The sequence below is a fragment of the Sphingomonas sp. RS6 genome (assembly GCF_054489705.1).
The window spans coordinates 121,446-140,457 of the sequence record NZ_JBTMWM010000001.1; the positions used below are offsets into that span (position 1 = coordinate 121,446).

Consider the following 19,012-nt stretch of genomic DNA (forward strand, 5'->3'; position numbering starts at 1 on the left):
CGCCTGCGCGCATTATCTTTTGTGGCGTGCGAACCGCCTCTGATCCTGCCGAACCCGTGACCGCCCGGATCGCCGCCGGCGTCGCCTCGATTCCCGCGGCGCAATGGGATGCCTGCGCCGGCGCGGGCAATCCGTTCCTCAGCCATGCCTTCCTCTCGATCCTCGAGACGTCCGGCTCGGCAACGGTCGAGCGCGGCTGGCAGCCGCTGCCGATCATCGTCGACGATGCCGATGGGGTGCCCGCCGCGATCGCCCCGGTTTACGCCAAGAGCCACAGCCAGGGCGAATATGTGTTCGATCACGCCTGGGCCGATGCCTGGGAGCGCGCCGGCGGGCGCTATTACCCCAAGCTGCAGGCGGCGGTGCCGTTCAGCCCCGTCCCCGGCCCCCGGCTGCTGCTGCGTGATGCGGCGCGCGCACCTGGGCTGATCGCCGCGATCGAGGCGGTGACCGAGCAGAACCGGCTGTCCTCGGCGCACGCCACCTTCATCGACGAGGCGCAGGTGCCGCTGTTCGAGGCGGCGGGCTGGCTGATCCGCACCGGCACGCAGTTCCACTGGCACAATCGCGGCTATGCGACGACCGAGGATTTCCTGGCAGCGCTCGCCAGCCGCAAGCGCAAGGCGATCCGCAAGGAGCGTGCCGCCGCAGTGGAGGGCCTCACGATCCGCCATCTGAGCGGGCGCGACCTGACCGAGGCGCATTGGGACGCCTTCTGGGCCTTTTATCAGGATACCGGCAGTCGCAAATGGGGCCAGCCCTATCTGACGCGATCCTTCTTCTCGCTGCTGGGCGAGACGATGGCGGACCGCGTGCTGCTGATCCTCGCGGAGCGCGACGGCCGCCCGATCGCCGGTGCGCTCAACCTGATCGGCGGCGATGCGCTGTACGGCCGCTATTGGGGTTGCGTGGAGGACGTGCCGTTCCTCCATTTCGAGCTTTGCTATTATCAGGCGATCGACGCCGCGATCGTGCGCGGGCTGGCGCGGGTGGAGGCCGGCGCGCAGGGCGAGCACAAGCTGGCGCGCGGCTATGAGCCGGTGACCACCTGGTCGGCGCATTACCTGCCCGATCCCGGCTTTCGGCGCGCCGTCGCCGATTTCCTCGTGCGCGAGCGCGAGGCGATCGAGCGCGAACAGACCTTCCTCGGCGAACTCACGCCGTTCCGTCGCGGCGGCTGACTGCGATCAGGGCGGGGGCGCGGTGCCGTTGCCGGGGATCTCGCCCGCCAGTTCGGCCTCGCGGATCAGCACAGCCTCCGGCTTCGGCACCGGCAGGTCGGCCGGGCCGAGGTCCGGCGGCGGCACGCTGTGATCGACACGGAACAGCGCGCTCGTCCCGTCGCGCCAGACCGGGATCAGCCCCTGCTCGTAGCGCGGATCATAGGGCGGCGGGCGCAGCAGCCAGACATAGTCGAACGCGTCGCGCGGGAACAGCGCCAGGCTGCGTGCGATCGGGCGCCACCATTCGCGCGGGCACTGGACGCTGGTGACGAGTTCGGACGGATCATGGGCAAAGCGCCGCGCGGCACGGTATCGCACGGTCAGCAACTGGCCGCCCGGCATCGACCATTGATCGTTGGTATAGGCGAGCTTGCGTTCGAGCGCGAGCGCGGGGACGTGCTGGAGCCGCGTCATCCGCCACTCATTGTAGCAGGTCTCACCGACGAAGCTGACGAGGCGCGCGCCGACCGGCAGGTGATCGAGCGCCTTGAGCTCGCGGTCATAGGCCCGGTCGTAGAGGTAGAAGCTCGCCGTGGTCGCGCCGATGCGGATCAGGAAGAAGCTGAGGCCCAGTATCGCCACCACGCTCGCCCCGCGCATCGACAGGCCGGGCTTGGGCCGGATCGCCAGGATCGCGATCGCGATCAGGAACGGCACCAGCCGCATGTCGGCATAGGCCGATCCGAACACCACGCGCGGCAGGAAGATATAGACGACCAGCAGGCACAGCGCCGACAGCGCCAGATTGCGCGAATATTGGATATTGGGGTCGCGCACCGCCTTCAGCGTGAGCAGAAACAGCACGCCGACGCTCGCCAGGTCGAACAGCTGCCAGCGGTCGCGGAACACCTGCGTCACCCACAGCACCTTGGCGCGCCAGTTGAACCAGTCGAACGTCTGGCCCGATACATGGTCGCCGCCGCGCCAGATCAGCATCAGCACCGCCGGCAGCGCCAGCACCAGGCACTGGATGCCGGCGAAGAAACAGGGCGCGATCCAGCCATCCTTGATGTCGCGATACCACGGCAGCGCGCGGTTGCGGCGCAGATCATGCTGGCGGATCAGCTCGGCGGAAAAGGCGAGCACGCCCAGCACGCCCCAGCCGAAAGTGTGCGCGATCCAAATCAGCACCGAAACCGGCACGAACACCATCGATCGGAAGCCGAACTTGCCCAACCGCCCCAGCCGCAGCCACCAGCCGAACGCCAGCATCGCCAGCCCCATCGAAAAGGCGAAGTTGACGAAGCCGAAATGGAACGGGAAGGCATAGGCGAGCGGCAGCGCGAACAGCGCGGTCGCCGGGATACGGCCATGCACCTCACGCGCGATGAACAGGAATCCCGCCACCGTCGTCGCCGGGATGGTGATGACGATCAGCTTGACCGCCAGTTCGAGCCCGAAGATCTTGGACAAGGGGATGACCGCCAGGTCGACCCCCAGATTGCCCATCAGCTGCCAGCGAAAGTCATACCATTCGCGCAGCCACGGCACCGAATCATAGGTCAGCTGGACGCGATACCGCCCCATATGGCCCGGCAGGTCGACCAGCGGCGGGATATCGGGCCACCACAGCGGCACGGTGGCCACCAGCGTAGCGAAAAGTACGAACCACCGTGTCTGCCACCAATGCAGCGTCTCGCCCTTGTCCATCGCGACGCTTTAGTGCGCGAGCGCCGCTTCGCACAAGCGCTTGTCAGTCGGGCCTGCTGCGGCGCACCACGCGGTAGAGCGTCGACGGCCCATGCTGCGCCACCCGCACGACATCGGGCGCCAGCGCCGCACGCGCCGGCATGTCGACCGTCCAGACATAGTCGAACGCCGCGCGATCGAAGCGGCGGATCAGCTCGGGAAAGGGGAGCTGGTGCGTGACGCAGCTTTGTGGATAGATGAGCTGCGACGGATCGGCGGCGAAATCGCCGGCATCGGCCCGGCGGTTCTGGAGCAGCTGCTGGCCGTGCAGATTCCATTCGCTGTTGTCGAAGATATCGCGGCGCGCGAGCACGAGTCCCGCGATATGGCTCAGCCGCCGATCGCCCCAGCCCTTGCAGCCCATCTGCACGGCGAACAGCACCGACGCCCCACGCGGTACCATCGGCGCAATCGCGACCGCCCGTTCCTGAAGCTGGCCGGCGCCCACAAACACGATCGTCGTCGTCGCGATGCGGATCGTGAAGAACAGCGTGGCACAGGCGGCCATCACCGGCGCCAGCCGCTCGAATCCCGGTCGCATCCGGATGCCCGCGATCAGCAGCGCGACGACGAACGGCGCCATGCGGATATCGACATAGGCACCGCCGAGCAGGCGGTAGGGCAGCAGCAGCCAGGCAATGCCGCCCAGCGCGGCGGCCGCGCCCAGCATCGGATCGACGCGCAGCAGCCGGCTGCGCACCGCCGCCCAGCACAGCAGCAGCAACAGCACGCTGCTCAGCAGATCATAGCCGCCCCAACGCTCGCGCAGCAGCGTCGGCAACGCCGCCGCCTTGGCAACCCATTCCCAGCTCGCGCCCAGCCCGTCGCCATTGCCCGATGCGGCCCCCGCCAGCATCGGCACCAGCGGCAGCGCGAGCGGCACGCAGGAAAGCCCCGCCCGCACCAGCGCCGCGCCCCAGGCTGACGAGGCCCGGCGCACGCGCACCAGCTCGACGGCAAAGGCGAACAGTCCGAACATCCCCCAGCCAAAGCAGTGCGCCAGCCACAGCAGCAGCCCGATCGGCGCGAACAGCACCGCCCGCAGCACCAGCCGCCCCTCGCGCGCCAGCCGCAGCCACAGCGCCAGCGCGGCAAACGAAAGCGCCGCCGAGAGACAGAAATTGACGAAGCCGAACTGGAACGGGAAGGCATAAGCGAGCGGAAAGGCGAACGGCAGCGCCGGCGACACCCGCCCCCCGCTTTCGCGCGACAGCCAGATCAGCGACGCGACGGTGAGCGGAGGAATCAGCGCCACGACGAGCTTCGCCGCCGGTTCGACGCCGATCAGCGGGATCAGCGGCATCACCAGCAGGTCCACGCCCAGATTGCCGATCGGCCGCCATACATAATGCCAGTGGCGCTGGAGGAACGGCGAATCGGCGAGCGACGCCGCGACATGATATCGCCCGATATGCCCCGGCAGGTCGGTCAGCGGCGGCACCGCCGGCCATAGCAGCGGAACCGCGCTGAGCAGCACCACGGCCAGCGCGAACCAGCGCGTCTCCCACCAGTTCCGCTCGTTCATTGCAGCGTGCGCTTGGCCGGCTGGGTAAGGCGATAGAGGCGCGGCGCGATGCCGGGCGCGGGGATCGGGGTCAGCCACGCGGGCACCCTGCCCTGCCGCAACGCCCCGGCGAGCAGCGACGGGTCCGCCCCCTCCTCGCCCAGCTCGTCGAAACTGTCCGGGCAGATCGCGAGATAGTCGATGCCCCATCGCCGCGCGATCGCCTCCGATTCGGCGGGCTGGTTCAGGAAGATGTCGTACATGGCCTGATTCCCTTGGGCGTTGCGGTGATAGGGCGCGGCAAAGACGCGATGATGACTGGCGGCGAGGACGAACGCACCCAGATCGACGGGCGCGACGATCGTGCCGGGCGGCAGCGCGGCGATGCGCGCGATTCCCGCCGGGGCAGTGCAGGCCGGCGCTGCGGCAAGCGCGCCGCGCGGCGCGATCGCGTCGCCGAGCATCGGATAGACGAACCCAGCCGATGCGATCCATGCCAGCGCGAGCGGCAGCGTGCCCAGCCGGCGCGCGGTCGCAACCAGCGCCGCCAGCGCCGGCGCAGCGAGCAGCGCCGCGGCATGTGCGCCGCGAAGCTGCGCCAGCATCACCAGCACCGCGATCAATTGGAACGAGACGACGACCGCCCAGCCCGTCTGCCGGTGGCGCGCCGCAAGCCACAGCCCGGCCGCCAGTCCGGCCAGCGGCAGCCCGGCAAAGGCGATGCCGTGCCAGACGGGGGTCGCGAACAGCGACTGCGCCTCGGCGACATGCGCCAGCCAGCGCCGCGTCAGCATCGGATCGACCTCGCCATAGGGTGAAAGGCAAGCCGGCGACACCGCGACGGCGCCTGCCAGCGCCCCCCCGGCCGCAATCAGCATGACGACCAGCCGGTGCCGCGGATCGCGCGTCGCAAAGCCCGCCGCCGCCATCGCCGCCGGCGCCAGCGCGACGATCAGCGCCGCGCGCCACAGCATCGCGGTAAAGCCGTCGCACGCCGGATAGTCCCAGCCGCTCGACCGGAAGCCGACCCGCTCGGCCGCGAGCGCGAGCAGCAATGCCGCGGCATAGCCCGCCATCCGCGCCTGCGCGCCCGCCGCATCGCGCCACCATAGCAGCGCGATCACGGCGCCGCCCACTGCCAGCAGCGGCGCGGTCTCCATCCCGATCGCCAGCGACAGGGCCGTCGCCAGCCCGGCGATCGCGCCGTCGCTCAGCCGCCCCGGCCCCAGCATCGCGCGCACCAGCGCCAGCACCAGCACCATCTGCAAGCCATGATGATCGATTCGGCCGGGAAAGAAGAGCGTGGTCGCCGGATAGGCGAGCGCGGCGATGATCGTCGCCACCGCGCCCGATTGGCCCAGCCGGCGCGCAATGCCGCCGACGAGCAGCAAGGTGCAGGCGAACCACAGGACCGGCGTTGCCACCACCGCCACCATCGCCGCCGCCGGCGCGCCGGTGAGCGGTGCGAGCAGCAAGATGATCAGGCCGGGCGCCAGGTCGGCGACGCGCGACCAGTGCATTTCCAGCCCCGGCGCCGGCCCCAGCCGATGCTGGGCAAGATCGTCGAACCGCTGCCCGCCCAGCCAGTCGCGAATCTGCTGGAGGCGCATCACATCGTCGGTATCGGGCAGCCGCCACGCGGCCAGTTGGGCACGATCGCGGATCATCCAGGCGATCCCGAGGAGCAACGCCAGCGCCAGCGCGACGATCCAGTCGCGCGACGCTCGGCGGTTCAGCTCGGGTTCCATGACGCCGGGCTAGAACGGTCGTGGTTAACGACCCGTTAGAGCCGACCTCGGTGACGGCCCGGAACGATACGGCGCGCGTCAGCCCGTAAGCGCCTCCGCCATGCCCGCCGCCAACTGGCTCAGCGTGTCGTCGCGCGCGCCCATCACGACGATGCGGTCGCCCGGCAGCGCCTGCGCCACCAGATGCGCCGCCGCCGCCGCGCGGTCGGGGATATGGCGCGCGGCGGCGCCGGTCGCGGCGATATCGGCGATGATGTCGGCACTGGTCACCTCGCGCGCCACCGTGCCGCCCTGATAGACCGGATCGGGCATCACCAGCAGATCGCCCTGCCCCAGTCGCGCGGCAAACATCGCCACCAGTTCGCGCCGCATTACCTTGAGAGGGCCATAGCCGTGCGGCTGGAACAGGATTAGCAGCCGGCCGGGAAAGGCGTGGAGCGTGTCGAGCGTCGCGGCGATCTTGTCGGGATTGTGCCCGAAATCGTCGATCACGGCGACGCCGCCCGCCTGCCCCACCCGTTCGAAGCGACGGCGCAACCCGGCAAACCCCTCGATCGCGCGACACGCCTCGTCGATCGGCACGCCCGCCGCCATCGCGGCGCCGATCGCCGCCAGCGCATTGGCGACATTGTGGCGCCCCGGTACGGCGAGCCGCACGCGCCGCGTCTCGCCCCCGGCCTCGAGATCGAATGCGATCGCAAACGCCTCGGGCGCAAGGTTGCGGGCGACCAGATCGGCATCCCCCTCCACGGCGACGCGGATCAGCCGGTCGCGGTCGAGCGCCATCGCCAGCGCCGCGCTTTCGGCGTCGCCGACATTGACCACCGCGCGGCCCGCGCGCGCCGCAAAGCCGCCGAACAGCACACGCAGTTCCTCGAGCGACTTGTGATCGAGGCTGACATTGTTGAGCACGGCGATGCCCGGCGTATAGCCGGCGATCGAACCGTCGCTTTCGTCGACCTCGCTGACGAACGCCGGCCCCGCGCCCACCAGCGCGCTGGCGAACGGCGCCTCCGGCGTCGCGAAATTCTTCATCACCGCGCCGTTCATCACCGTCGGGTCGCGGCCGGTGGCGTGGAGGATCCAGCCGATCATCCCGGTCACGGTCGATTTGCCGCTGGTGCCGGCAACGCCGATCGAAAGCGGCGCGGCGTTGAACAGGCTGGCCAGCAATTCGGCCCGCGACATGCGTGCGCAGCCGAGTTCGGCGGCGCGCACCATGTCCGGCACGCTCGCCTCGATCGCGGCCGATGCGACGACGATCTGGTCGGGCGATTGCACGCCGCTGCCGTCCTGCGCGAACAGCCCGATCCCGCACGCGCGCAGCCAATCGAACTTCGCGGGCAGGCGCCCCGAATCGAGACTGCGATCCGATCCGGCGACGCCGGCGCCCTGGCCGGCCAGGATCATCGCCAGCGGCATCATGCCTGAACCGCCTATGCCTACAAAGAAATACTGGGGTTTGCCGTGCTGCATCCGCACGCTATCGACGCTTTGAGGAGTGTGGGCAAGCATATGCGGATCGGCGTTGTCGCACCGGCGCGAACGGTGACCAGGGAATCCGCATTGCGGATGTCGGCGTTCATGGCGCTCACCTATCCCGCGCACGAAATCCGCTTCCACCCGCAATGCTTCATGGAGGCGGGCCATTTCGCCGGCACCGATCCGGTGCGCGCGCAGGCGTTTCTCGATTATGCCAATGATCCGTCGATCGACGCGATCTGGTTCGCGCGCGGCGGCTATGGTTCGAACCGCATTCTCGACATGGTGATGCCGCATCTCGGCGACGCCGCACGGCGCAAGACCTATCTCGGCTATTCGGACATGGGGTTCATGCTCGGCGCACTCTACGCCGCGGGCATCGGCCACCCGGTGCACGGCGCGATGGCGAGCAGCCTGGGCGCCAATGACGATGGCGTGGATGCCGGCTGGTCGCTCGGCTGGCTGATCGATCGCGATCGCCGGGGCCTCGAACCCAGCCTCGCCGATGGCCGCCCGGCCGCCGCGTTCAACCTGTCGATCCTCGCCGCGCTGATCGGCAGCAAATATCTGCCGGATCTCACCGATCACGTCCTGATGATCGAGGAAGTGTCGGAGCCGCTCTACCGGATCGATCGGATGCTGTTCACGGTGGCCCATTCCGAACAGCTGAAGGGGATCGCCGGCATCCGGCTTGGCGCGGTGACCGATGTCGATCCCAATGGCGGTGCCGATTTCGGCGAGACGATCGACGAGATGATCGTGCGCTGGTGCCGCGAAATGGGCGTGCCCTATCTGGGCCGCGCCGAAATTGGCCATGTGAAGCTGAACCGCGTGGTGCCGTTCGGCGTCGCCTGATTGCGGCGCCTCCGCAAGATTACGGAGGAGGAAATCCCCTAAGCCTGCGGATCGAGCGTGGTAAACTTCTCGACCTAATCCGTGCCCCTGACGGCGCCGCTGAATGCGCGCGAAATTGGGGTGCAGATTGATGAAGATCGCGTTGCTGACCACCACCGCCCTGCTGATGCTGCCGGCGATGGCCCATGCCAGGTCCGATACGCCCGCAGCCGCCTCGCCGGCGGTAACCGAGGATGCAGCCGAGCCGGCGACGCAGGACAAGGCAGAGCCCGCCGCGCCCGCCAAGGCGCTGTTCTCCACCGGCGTTGCCAAGGGCCGCGACCTGCTCGACAGCGCGATTTCGACGAGCGCGATCGGTGCCGAGGACGTCCAGCATCTCGGCGGCCGCTCGCTGGGCGAGATCATCCGCGCGATCCCGGGCTTCCGCGTCGAAGCCAGCGGCGACAGCGCCCAGGCCAACTATACGATCCGCGGCCTGCCGCTGGCCGGCTTCGGATCGAAGTTCGTGCAGTTTCAGGAAGACGGGCTGCCGGCAATCGAGTTCGGCGATCTGGGCGGCGTCGCCATCGACATGCTGGTCCGGCCCGATCTGAACCTGTCGCGCATCGAATCGATCCGCGGCGGCTCGGCCTCCACCTTCGCCTCGAACTCGCCCGGCGGCGTCATCAACTTCATTTCGAAGACCGGCGAGGTCGAAGGCGGCAGCGTGCTGCTCACCAACGGCATCGGCTATGACGAAAAGCGCGTCGACATGGAATATGGCGCCAGGCTGTCGAGCAACATGCGCTTTCATGTCGGCGGCTATTATCGTGTCGGCGCCGGCCCCCGCGATCCCGGCTACAACGCCTACAAGGGCGGCCAGGTGAAGCTCAACCTGACGCGCGAGTTCAACGGTGGGTTCATCCGCTTCTACGCCAAGCTGCTCGACGATCGCGTGCCGATGTTCCCTGCGGCGCCGGTCAGCGTCAGCGGCACCGACGCAAATCCCAGCTACGGCACCTTTGCCGGCTTCGACGCGCAGAAGTCGATGCCCGCGACGCGTTACGTCGACCGGCACCTGCATCTCGATCCCGACGGCAGCCTGCACAATCAGCGGATTTCGGAGGGTGCGCACATCATCTCGAAGATGGTCGGGTTCGAAACGCGTTTCGAGGTCGCCGGCTGGACCGTGTCGGACAAGTTTCGCTACACCGCCAATGACGGCGTCTATGCGCTGAGCTTTCCGCTGCTGGCGGCGCCCGCGCCGATGCTCGCGGCTGCCTTTGGCGGTCCCGGCGCGACGCTCAGCTTCGCCAGCGGCCCCCGCGCGGGCGAGGCGATCACCAGCCCGGCGACGCTCAACGGCAACGGGCTCGCCTCGCTCAGCCTCGGGCTGGTCAGCGACGTCAACGACTTCAACAGCTTCGTGAACGACTTCCGTGCCAACCGGATCTGGAAGATCGGCGCGGGCGATCTCACGCTCACCGCCGGTGCGTACAAGTCGGTGCAGAACGTCGCGTACGATCAGTTCCTCAATACCTGGCTCCAGGATTATAACGGCCGCGATTCGGCGTTCCTCGATCTGCGCACGGCGACGAACGTGCCGCTCACCCAGGATGGCGCACTCGCCTATTCGGTGTTCCCGCCGGTGGGCCGGTTCAATCGGCATTTCGACGTCGAATATGACATCACCGCGCCCTATGGCTCGCTCAACTATCATATCGGCCGCCTCGCTATCGGTGGCAGCGTCCGCTACGACATCGGCAAGGTCCGCGGCCAACTGGCCGGCGCCGAACTTGGTGGCGGGCGCACCGGCATCACGACGTATGACGTCAACGGCGATGGCCAGATCTCGATCCCGGAAACGCGCGTCGGCGTGATTCCGATCGCGACGCCGGGGCCGGTGAACTATGACTATAAATATCTGAGCTATTCGACCGGCATCAACTTCCGCATCGCCGATTCGCTCGCCGTGTTCGCGCGCTACAGCCGCGGCGCGCGTGCCAATGCCGATACGCTGCTGTTCACGCCGTCGGTCGATCCGGTGACGGGCAAGCTTGCACCCGGGACGAAAGGCTATGACCCCGTCCGCCAGACCGAGATGGGCGTCAAGTATCGCAAGGGCGACGTGACGCTCAATCTCACCGGCTTCCTGGCGAACACCGGCGAGAGCAACTTCCAGCTGGTGACCGACGGGAACGGCCTGATCGTGCCGATGCTCATCTCGCGCACTTACCGAGCCTATGGCGCCGAGTTCGAGGGCAGCTATCAGCACGGCATCTTCAGCGTCACCGGATCGGCGACCTACACCCATGCCGAAATCAAGAGCGACGTCGGCAATCCCGACTATGTCGGCAACACACCGCGCCACCAGCCGAAGCTGATCGCGCAGCTGATGCCGCAGATCAATCTGTCGAAGGTGTCGGCAGGCACGTCGATCATCTACACGGGCAGCAGCTATGCGCAGGACATCAACCTGCTCAAGATGCCCGCCTACACCACGGTCAACGCGTTCGTAGAAGTCCGGCCGGTGCGCGGCGTCTCGCTCACGGTCACGGCGAGCAACCTGTTCAACGCCTTCGGTATCGTCGATGTCGGCCAGGGCACGATCCCGGCAGACGGCATCGCGACGGCAACCGTGATCAATTCGCGGCGGGTGGCGGCAAGCCTCGGCTTCTCCTTCTGACGCGGAAGGGCGGCCCCTTCGCCGCAACGCTTGCTTGTCGGAACGAGGCGCGGGCATAACTCGCGCCTCGTTCCACATCGACATGAAGGGGCCCGCCGTGTCTGCGCCGTTCGCCATCGCTGCCCGCGCCGCGAATCGCGGGATCGCATGAGTCTCGATCCGCAAGCGCTCCGCCAGCGCCACGCCGCGGTCTTGCTGCTCGCCTATCCCTCACGGATCGAGCGGCTGGAACGGCTGGAGGCGGCGCTCGGCACGGAGGTGCGGATCTATGCGAAGCGCGACGACATCGCCGGCATCGGCGGCGGCGGCAACAAGCTGCGCAAGCTCGAATTCCTGCTCGGCGACGCGATCGCGCGAGGCTGCGACACTTTCGTCACTACCGGCGGCCTGCAATCCAACCATGCCCGGCTGAGCGCGGCGGCGGCGGCGCGGATGGGCCTCGCCTGCGAGCTGGTGCTGGCCGATGTCGTGCCGCGCCACGACGCCGACTATCGCGGCAACGGCAATCTGCTGCTCGACGCGATCTTCGGCGCGACCGTCCACCGCGTCCCCGGCGACACCGACCCGCTGGCCTTCGCCCATACCCGCGCCGAGGCGCTGCGGGCGGAGGGGCGCAAACCCTATGTGGTCGGCGCCGGCGGCTCGTCGCCGGTCGGCGCGCTCGGCTATGTCGCCTGCGCCTGGGAGATCCTTGCGCAAGAAGCAGCGCTGGGCGAGCGCTTCGCCCGCATCGTCGTGCCCAACGGCAGCGCCGGCACCCATGCGGGCCTCGCCGCCGGCATGGCAGCGGCAGGGGAGGACGTGGCGCGCGTCCAGTCCTACGCTGTCCTCGCCACCCCCGAGCGCGCGCATGCCGAGACGCTGGCGCTGGCCCAGGCGACGCTCGCCGCGAATGCTCTGCCGGGCAGCGTGACGGCGGCGGAGGTGGTAATCGACGGCAGCCAGCGTGGGGATGGCTATGGCATCCCCACGGATGCGATGCGCGAAGCGGTGGAACTGCTCGCCCGCACCGAGGGCCTGCTGCTCGACCCCGTCTATAGCGGCAAGGCCTTTGCCGGGCTGCTCGCAGCGATCCGCGGCGGCGCGTTCCAGCCGGGCGAGGCGGTGCTGTACGTCATGACCGGCGGCGTGCCGGGGTTGTTTGCGTATCGGGAGGTATTTGAAGGCTGAACCTATTCGTCCCGTTCGAACAACTCTCGTCCGTAGGGCAGGTCCCCCAGTCGTTCCAAATAGCAGGCCGCATGGCATGGCCAAGACTGATGGCCCTCGCCGTTTGTGGCGATCGACAGCGAGCAAGGATCTAAACCCTCGGTTTCGACAGGTTGGGAGCAGAAGCAACAAACTCCATTGAGTTCAAACATGCCGCCTTCCTACCTCCAAGTCCTTATACACGTCATGGCTGCGGACGCGTACCTCACTCACCTCAGCACTCGCCCCACCCGCACGAGCGCGCCATCGGGATCCGACACCGCGAACTCGTACGTCCCCCAGGGCATCGCATGCGGCGTGCCGGGCTGAATGATCGCCTCGCGCACCCGGTCCGCCACCGCGTCGACATCCTCGACATAGAGGTACAGCCCGAAGGGATTGTCCGGCGCCTGGGGCGTGTTCGCCTCGTGCCGCAGGTGGAGGTGCCAGCCGCGGCCGTCTTCGAGGATGCGGTAGTGGCCGTAATCACTCGCCACCTCCAGCCCCAGCCGGCGGTAGAAAGCGGTGCTCGCGTCGAGGTCGCGGCAGGGCAGGATGGCGACGATGCCGTGGGTCGGGTCCATCGCCGCAGGCTATGCCCGCCGCCCCACGCGCACCACCCCAAAAACCCGCGCCCCATACCCTTTTCGCGAGCGCTTGCCTATATCGCCCTCGCGCGGGCATAAGCCGCGCTCCGTTTCCCACCCAACAGAAGGGTTCTCCCCGTGTCCGAGATGTTCCGCATTACGCTGCCCGACGGTTCCGTCCGCGAGGTAGCCCCGGGGACTACCCCGGCGGACATCGCCGCGGCGATCGGTCCGGGTCTGGCCAAGGCGGCGCTCGCCGCGCGCGTCGATGGCGAGCTGCGCGACATCGGCCGCCCGTTCGAGGGCGACGCCCAGCTCGCACTCGTCACCGCCAAGGACGAGGCCGACGCGCTCGAGCTCGTGCGCCACGATTATGCGCATATCCTGGCCGAAGCGGTGCAGAACCTGTTCCCCGGCACGCAGATCACCTTCGGCCCGGCGACCGACGACGGCTTCTATTACGACTTCGCCCCCAAGGACCGCCCCTTCACCGAGGAGGACCTGCCGGCGATCGAGGAGGAGATGCGCCGCATCATCGCGCGCGACGAGCCGCTGATCCGCGAAGTCTGGTCGCGCGCCGACCTGATCGCGCGCTGGACCGCGCAAGGGGAAACCTTCAAGGCCGAATGGGCCAAGGAACTCCCCGAGGGCGAGGAGCTGACCGTCTACCGCGCCGGCAAGGGCGAGGACGCCTGGCTCGACATGTGCCGCGGGCCCCATCTCGCCTCGACCGGCAAGGTTGCGGCCGACGCGTTCAAGCTGACGCGCGTGTCGGGCGCCTATTGGCGCGGCGACCAGAAGAACGCGATGCTCAGCCGCATCTACGGCACCGGCTGGCTGAACAAGAAGCAGCTCCAGGAGCATCTGACGCGGCTGGAGGAAGCCGCCAAGCGCGATCACCGCAAGCTCGGCGCGGAGATGGACCTGTTCCACCTCCAGCAGGAGGCGCATGGATCGGTGTTCTGGCACCCCAAGGGCTTCCGCATCTATCGCGAGCTCGAGGCCTATATGCGCCGTGCGATCGACGGCGCCGGCTATCGCGAGGTGAAGACCCCGCAGGTGATGGACGCCCGCCAGTGGGAGCAGTCCGGCCACTGGGGCAAGTATCGCGAGAACATGTTCGTCATTCCGGACGAAGTGCCGAACGTCGACGATGAAGGCCCGATCGTCTCGAACGACGCGCAGTGGATGGCATTGAAGCCGATGAACTGCCCGGCGCACGTGCTGATCTTCCGCCAGGGCATCAAGTCGTATCGCGACCTGCCGATGCGCCTGTACGAAAATGGCTGCTGCCACCGCAACGAGCCGCATGGCGCGCTGCACGGGCTGATGCGCGTCCGCCAGTTCACCCAGGACGACGCGCACATCTTCTGCCGCGAGGACCAGATCGTCGACGAAGTGCGCGCCTTCTGCGCGCTGGCGGACCGGGTCTACAAGGATTTCGGCTTCACCTATTCGATCAAGCTCGCGCTGCGCCCCGAAAAGCGCTTCGGCACCGAGGAGATGTGGGACCAGGCCGAGAACGAGCTGCGCAACGCGGTGATCGCCGCCGGCCTCGCCACGGACGAATATGGCTGGGAGGAGTTGCCCGGTGAAGGCGCCTTCTACGCGCCGAAACTCGAATGGCATCTGACCGACGCGATCGGCCGCACCTGGCAGGTCGGCACCATCCAGTCGGACCGGGTGCTGCCCGAGCGGCTCGATGCGTCGTACGTCGGCGAGGATGGCGAGCGCCACCGCCCGGTGATGCTCCACCGCGCGATCTTCGGTTCGTATGAGCGGTTCATCGGCATCCTGATCGAGCATTTCGCCGGCAAGCTGCCGACCTGGCTCGCCCCGGTGCAGGCGGTGGTCGCGACGATCGTGTCGGATGCCGACGACTATGCCCGCGACGTGGTCGAAAAGCTGAAGGCCGCAGGCATCCGCGTCGAGAGCGACCTGCGCAACGAGAAGATCAACTACAAGGTGCGCGAGCACTCGCTGGCCAAGGTGCCCAACCTGCTGGTCGTCGGCAAGCGCGAGGCGGAGGAGAGCACCGTGGCGCTCCGTGTCCTCGGCAGCCAGGGCCAGACCATGCTGTCGCTGGACGAAGCGATCGAGCGGCTGAAGGCCGAGGCGCTGGCCCCGGATCTCGCCTGACCCTGCTCGCCTCCCCGTCAGCGGGGAGGCGACGGCGCGACCAGACAGAGCCGGAGCGGCGGATGCGGTGCGAGCAGGATGTGGCCCGCCCGCAGCATGGCCAGCAGCGGGCCATCGCGCGCGTCGATCACCGCCTCGCGCACCACCCGCCCGCCGGCGCATGGCACGGTTGCGATGCCAAGCCGCAGCCGCATCGGCGCCGCCTCGGCCAGCGGCAGCGCCTGCGCGCCGGGGGCAATGGTGATCGTCCGTCGCGTCCACGCATCGGTGGCGAGGGCGTCGCTCCCCCATTCGGCGATCCACGCTGCCGCCACGGCACGGGCGTCGGCCAGGCGCGGCTGGTCATACGCCATTGCCAGCGCCCGGGCGGACAGCAGCACCGCCAGCGCGACGATCAGCAGGCGCGATTGCCGCCATCCCCGCACCGCCAGCACGCCAAGCGTCGCACTGGCGACCGCAACCTCGGGCAGGAACATGCGCGGCTTGGGATCGATCGCCAGCACATAGGTGAGCAGCACGAAGTGCAACAGCGCGGCCCCGGCCATCGCGGGCAGCCAGCGATCGCGCCGCCAGTCGCGTCGCCGGACCAGCGCCAGCGCGGTCGCGCCGCACAGGGTGAGGCCGCATTTCGGGTCGGCGAGCAGGTTGAGCAGCGGATCGACGCTCCAATGGACATGGATGCCCATGCTCCGTCGCCAGTTGCGGATCAGATCGAGATTGAGGATCGGACTGCCGTCGACGCCGATGCCCGGTGGCAACTCGCTGGAGGCCAGCCGCGTGTGGTGCAGCGACAGGCCCCAGCCATAGAGCGGATCGCCGGTCGCCACGGCATAGGCGGCCGCCTCTGCCAACAGGATCGCGACGAACGCCAGCACGAACGGAATCGCCAGCCGCCGCCGATCGCGGTCGAGGTACAACCAGCCGAACGCGAGGAGCGGTAACAGGCTGAGGCTGCTCAGCCGCGTCATGACCGCAAGCGCGAGCGCAGCCCCCGCCACGACCGCCCGGTGCGAATTGCGCTGCGCCAGCGCCCGCTCGGCCGCAACCAGCATCGCCATCGTCCATGCGAATTCGGGCACATCGACCATCGGCTGCCCGGCATAGGCGGGCAGCAACGGGGTGAGCGTGAACACCATCCCCGCAATCGACGCGGTGCGGGCATCATGGAGCCGTTCGATCAGCTGCACGAACAGCAGCAGCGCCGCCGCCAGGTAGCAAAACGGCACCAGCGCCACGGAAAGCTCTTGCTCGCCGAACCAGCGCAGCACCAGCCCCATCGGCACGATCAGCGGAAAACGCGCCGCCCAGTGACTGTCGGGCAGGCAGATGCCGTTGGCGGCGGCGCAGCGGGCGGCCTGAAGATAATACCAGTCGTCGCCGCCGCCCCCGGTATAGAGCCGCGGGCCCAGCGCGACGATCACCGCGGCAAGCGCGAGCGGCACCAGCCAGGCCGGCCAGAGCCGGCGGGGACGCCATGAGCCCCGGACAAGCTGGATCGTCCCCGCCATGCCCACTCGATTACAACAGGCGTGGCTAAACTGCCGTTAACGCTGGCATCGCCGCCTTGCATTGGGCACTCGCCATGCCGATATCAGAGTCATTCTTGCGCCACACCCAGCTTTTTTCTGCGCATCCCGGCGCTCCGGGCTACCAGAATGGGGGTTTGCGCGTTATTATGGATAGTCGACAGCAACAACGAACAGGAGCAAGTCTTATACGTCCTCCCATGTCCCGGCGCCCGATGGCGCCCCCAATGCCGCTGAACGGGCCGCGGTTCAACGAATTCATCCAGTCGCCCAAGGTTCGCGTCATCGACGAGAACGGCGAAAATCTCGGCGTGATGTACACGCGCGAGGCAATTGAGCAGGCCGCCGAGGCAGGGCTCGATCTGGTCGAGGTGTCGCCGAACGCTGACCCTCCCGTCGCCAAGTTCCTCGATGTCGGCAAGTTCAAGTACGAGGCGCAGAAAAAGGCGAACCTCGCACGCAAGACCCAGAAGACGCAGGAGATCAAAGAGATCAAGATGCGTCCGAACATCGACGATCACGATTATGACGTGAAGATGCGCAACATTCACAAGTTCATCGGCGAAGGTGACAAGGTGAAGGTAACGCTGCGCTTCCGCGGTCGCGAATTGTCGCATGGCCAGCTCGGCATGGCGCTGCTCAAGCGCGTGCAGGAAGACTGCGCCGAAGACGCCAAGGTCGAGAGCTATCCGCGCATGGAAGGCCGTCAGATGCTGATGGTGCTTTCACCGAAGTGACGTGATGGCGGGCGGGGCGCCGCGATATGGAGCCCCGCCCGACACGACCGCGCCGCTCAGGCGCGAGGCAACCCGTCGATCCGTACGACCGGCACCGTTCCCAGCCCCTTGGGCAGCGTGATCGTGAGCCCATCCCGCGTCTGGCGATATGCCACGTCGCCGCCACCGAGTAGTCGCGCCCGCGCCACCCGCCCGGCCTTCAGGCCCAGCGCCTTCACCGTCACCGGCGCCGCGGGCGCCTTCAGGAAAAACAGGTACAGCGCGTCGCCCTTGGTGGTGAAGCGCACATCGCCCTCCACAAAGCCCTTGAACGCATATTCGTTCTGCATGCCGGCCGCGAGCTCGGTCGGCCCCTCGCCATAGCTCCGCCACGGCCGGCTGCCGAACACCGCCTCGCCGTTCACCGCCATCCAGGCCGCCAGATCGTCGAGGATCTTCTCCTCCTCGGAATCGATCGTGCCGTCGCCGCGCTGGGGCACCGAGAGCAGCAGGTTGCCGTTCTTCGACACGACATCGGCCAGCCGCTGCAGTACGTCGTTCGCCGACTTGTACGCCTTGTCGGTGTAGAGGCTGCGCTTGTAGAACCAGTCGCCAAGGCAGGTATCGGTCTGCCACGGCTCGTCCCACAGATGGTCCGAAAAGCCGCGCTCGACATCCTGTACGATCCCGAACCGAGCATAGGGATTGAGCTTCTTGGCGGTCGCGACGACGTCGATCTTGCCGTGCCAGTCGATCGAGCGGTTGTAATAATCGGCCACCGCGGCGAGCCCGATCGGGCCGAACGGCAGCTCGTAATTGTCGAAATAGCAGAAATCGGGCTTGTACTTGGTGACGAGGTCGACCTGGCGGAGCAGCCAGCGGCGGGCATAGTCGGCATCGCCCGGCGGGGCGGTTTCCAGCCACTGGCCGTCATTCTTCTCGTGCCACTTGCCCATCGCCTGCATCGAATCCATGCCGTCGGGCACGACGATATGCTTGCCGGTGTAGAGGATCTGCGGATCGAGCCCCTCCCACCATTGGCCGGCGCCATCGGCCTTGGTCAGGCGGAACGCGTCGTAGCGCTCGCCCTTGCGCGCGCCCTCGGCGTCATAGCCATAGGCGGTCTGGAACCAGTGCCAGGCGTGCGAGGCGTGGTTGGAGACGCCGAAGCGCAGGCCCGCCTCGCGCGCGATCTTTTCCCAGGTGCCGACCACGTCGCGCTTCGGCCCGACGCGCAGGCTGTTCCAGCCATGATGCGCGCTGTCATAGCAATCGAGATTGTCGTGATGGCAGGCAAGCGAGACGAAGTATTTCGCGCCCGCCTTCACGAACCGCTTCATCAGCGCCTCGGGCTCCCAGCGATCGGCGGTCCAGCGGTTCTGGACTTCCATGAAGCCGACATCGGCGGGGTGGCCATAGGTCTTGCGATGGAAGTCCGAGGCCGGGTGGCCCTGGATGTACATGTGCCGGCCATACCAGTCGCCCTGTTCGGGTACCGATTGCGGCCCCCAGTGCGACCAGATCCCGAACTTCGCGTCGCGAAACCAGTCAGGGTAGCGATAGTTGGCCACCAGCGACGGCCAGTTGGCCTGCACCGGCCCCTGCGCCACCACCTGCGCCCGCGCCACCGCCGGCAGGGCGGCGAGTCCCGCCAGAACCTCGCGACGCCGCCACCCTGATCCGATCATTG

General features: G+C 67.9%; 13 protein-coding genes. 6 read left to right on the top strand and 7 right to left on the bottom strand.

What is annotated here, in order from left to right; translation table 11 throughout:
• Nucleotides 1-26: 26 nt before the first annotated feature.
• Nucleotides 27-1,181, top strand: coding sequence for a GNAT family N-acetyltransferase (locus tag ACX40Y_RS00670; RefSeq protein WP_459117602.1), 1,155 nt, complete (start codon nt 27-29; stop codon nt 1,179-1,181).
• A 6-nt stretch (nt 1,182-1,187) separates the two neighbouring features.
• Here ACX40Y_RS00670 and ACX40Y_RS00675 read toward each other — a convergent pair whose 3' ends face one another.
• The 4 genes from ACX40Y_RS00675 to ACX40Y_RS00690 form a co-directional block, all read right to left on the bottom strand.
• On the bottom strand, nt 1,188-2,873 hold the full coding sequence (locus ACX40Y_RS00675; protein ID WP_459117603.1) for a hypothetical protein: 1,686 nt from the start codon (nt 2,871-2,873) through the stop codon (nt 1,188-1,190).
• Nucleotides 2,874-2,916: 43 nt separating this feature from the next.
• Nucleotides 2,917-4,437 carry a hypothetical protein gene (locus ACX40Y_RS00680; protein WP_459117604.1) on the bottom strand — a complete coding sequence of 507 codons (1,521 nt, stop codon included), beginning with the start codon at nt 4,435-4,437 and terminating at the stop codon, nt 2,917-2,919.
• Entirely contained in the window at nt 4,434-6,164 is a 1,731-nt protein-coding gene (locus tag ACX40Y_RS00685) for a hypothetical protein (RefSeq protein ID WP_459117605.1), read from the bottom strand. The genes ACX40Y_RS00680 and ACX40Y_RS00685 overlap by 4 nt, the downstream gene beginning before the upstream one ends.
• A gap of 78 nt (nt 6,165-6,242) precedes the next feature.
• Nucleotides 6,243-7,640, bottom strand: coding sequence for a glutamate ligase domain-containing protein (locus tag ACX40Y_RS00690; protein WP_459117606.1), 1,398 nt, complete (start codon nt 7,638-7,640; stop codon nt 6,243-6,245).
• A gap of 39 nt (nt 7,641-7,679) precedes the next feature.
• Here ACX40Y_RS00690 and ACX40Y_RS00695 point away from each other — a divergent pair, with 39 nt between their 5' ends.
• The 3 genes from ACX40Y_RS00695 (at nt 7,680) to ACX40Y_RS00705 (ending at nt 12,336) form a co-directional block, all read left to right on the top strand.
• Nucleotides 7,680-8,501: an LD-carboxypeptidase gene (locus ACX40Y_RS00695; protein ID WP_459117607.1), complete on the top strand. Its 822-nt coding sequence runs from the start codon at nt 7,680-7,682 to the stop codon at nt 8,499-8,501.
• A 130-nt stretch (nt 8,502-8,631) separates the two neighbouring features.
• Nucleotides 8,632-11,166, top strand: coding sequence for a TonB-dependent receptor domain-containing protein (locus ACX40Y_RS00700; protein ID WP_459117608.1), 2,535 nt, complete (start codon nt 8,632-8,634; stop codon nt 11,164-11,166).
• 147 nt (nt 11,167-11,313) lie between these two features.
• On the top strand, nt 11,314-12,336 hold the full coding sequence (locus tag ACX40Y_RS00705) for a D-cysteine desulfhydrase family protein (protein WP_459117609.1): 1,023 nt from the start codon (nt 11,314-11,316) through the stop codon (nt 12,334-12,336).
• A gap of 248 nt (nt 12,337-12,584) precedes the next feature.
• Here ACX40Y_RS00705 and ACX40Y_RS00710 read toward each other — a convergent pair whose 3' ends face one another.
• Nucleotides 12,585-12,938 carry a VOC family protein gene (locus ACX40Y_RS00710; protein WP_459117610.1) on the bottom strand — a complete coding sequence of 118 codons (354 nt, stop codon included), beginning with the start codon at nt 12,936-12,938 and terminating at the stop codon, nt 12,585-12,587.
• A gap of 150 nt (nt 12,939-13,088) precedes the next feature.
• On the opposite strand from ACX40Y_RS00710, the gene thrS reads away from it, so the two are divergent.
• Nucleotides 13,089-15,080 carry a threonine--tRNA ligase gene (gene thrS, locus ACX40Y_RS00715; RefSeq protein WP_459117611.1) on the top strand — a complete coding sequence of 664 codons (1,992 nt, stop codon included), beginning with the start codon at nt 13,089-13,091 and terminating at the stop codon, nt 15,078-15,080.
• A 17-nt stretch (nt 15,081-15,097) separates the two neighbouring features.
• Here thrS and ACX40Y_RS00720 read toward each other — a convergent pair whose 3' ends face one another.
• Entirely contained in the window at nt 15,098-16,588 is a 1,491-nt protein-coding gene (locus tag ACX40Y_RS00720; RefSeq protein ID WP_459117612.1) for a glycosyltransferase family 39 protein, read from the bottom strand.
• A gap of 218 nt (nt 16,589-16,806) precedes the next feature.
• Between ACX40Y_RS00720 and infC the strand changes: the two genes are divergently transcribed.
• Nucleotides 16,807-17,343 carry a translation initiation factor IF-3 gene (gene infC, locus ACX40Y_RS00725; RefSeq protein WP_459118372.1) on the top strand — a complete coding sequence of 179 codons (537 nt, stop codon included), beginning with the start codon at nt 16,807-16,809 and terminating at the stop codon, nt 17,341-17,343.
• 56 nt (nt 17,344-17,399) lie between these two features.
• Here the strand turns inward: infC and ACX40Y_RS00730 are convergent, their stop codons facing one another.
• Nucleotides 17,400-19,010, bottom strand: coding sequence for an alpha-L-fucosidase (locus ACX40Y_RS00730; protein WP_459117613.1), 1,611 nt, complete (start codon nt 19,008-19,010; stop codon nt 17,400-17,402).
• Nucleotides 19,011-19,012: the final 2 nt, after the last annotated feature.

Coding starts and splice junctions, on each gene's coding strand:
- ACX40Y_RS00675 (WP_459117603.1), bottom strand. CDS start 2,873: ATGGACAAGGGCGAGACGCTGCATTGGTGGCAGACACGGTGGTTCGTA.
- ACX40Y_RS00680 (WP_459117604.1), bottom strand. CDS start 4,437: ATGAACGAGCGGAACTGGTGGGAGACGCGCTGGTTCGCGCTGGCCGTG.
- ACX40Y_RS00685 (WP_459117605.1), bottom strand. CDS start 6,164: ATGGAACCCGAGCTGAACCGCCGAGCGTCGCGCGACTGGATCGTCGCG.
- ACX40Y_RS00690 (WP_459117606.1), bottom strand. CDS start 7,640: ATGCAGCACGGCAAACCCCAGTATTTCTTTGTAGGCATAGGCGGTTCA.
- ACX40Y_RS00695 (WP_459117607.1), top strand. CDS start 7,680: ATGCGGATCGGCGTTGTCGCACCGGCGCGAACGGTGACCAGGGAATCC.
- ACX40Y_RS00700 (WP_459117608.1), top strand. CDS start 8,632: ATGAAGATCGCGTTGCTGACCACCACCGCCCTGCTGATGCTGCCGGCG.
- ACX40Y_RS00705 (WP_459117609.1), top strand. CDS start 11,314: ATGAGTCTCGATCCGCAAGCGCTCCGCCAGCGCCACGCCGCGGTCTTG.
- ACX40Y_RS00710 (WP_459117610.1), bottom strand. CDS start 12,938: ATGGACCCGACCCACGGCATCGTCGCCATCCTGCCCTGCCGCGACCTC.
- thrS (WP_459117611.1), top strand. CDS start 13,089: ATGTTCCGCATTACGCTGCCCGACGGTTCCGTCCGCGAGGTAGCCCCG.
- ACX40Y_RS00720 (WP_459117612.1), bottom strand. CDS start 16,588: ATGGCGGGGACGATCCAGCTTGTCCGGGGCTCATGGCGTCCCCGCCGG.
- infC (WP_459118372.1), top strand. CDS start 16,807: ATGTCCCGGCGCCCGATGGCGCCCCCAATGCCGCTGAACGGGCCGCGG.
- ACX40Y_RS00730 (WP_459117613.1), bottom strand. CDS start 19,010: ATGATCGGATCAGGGTGGCGGCGTCGCGAGGTTCTGGCGGGACTCGCC.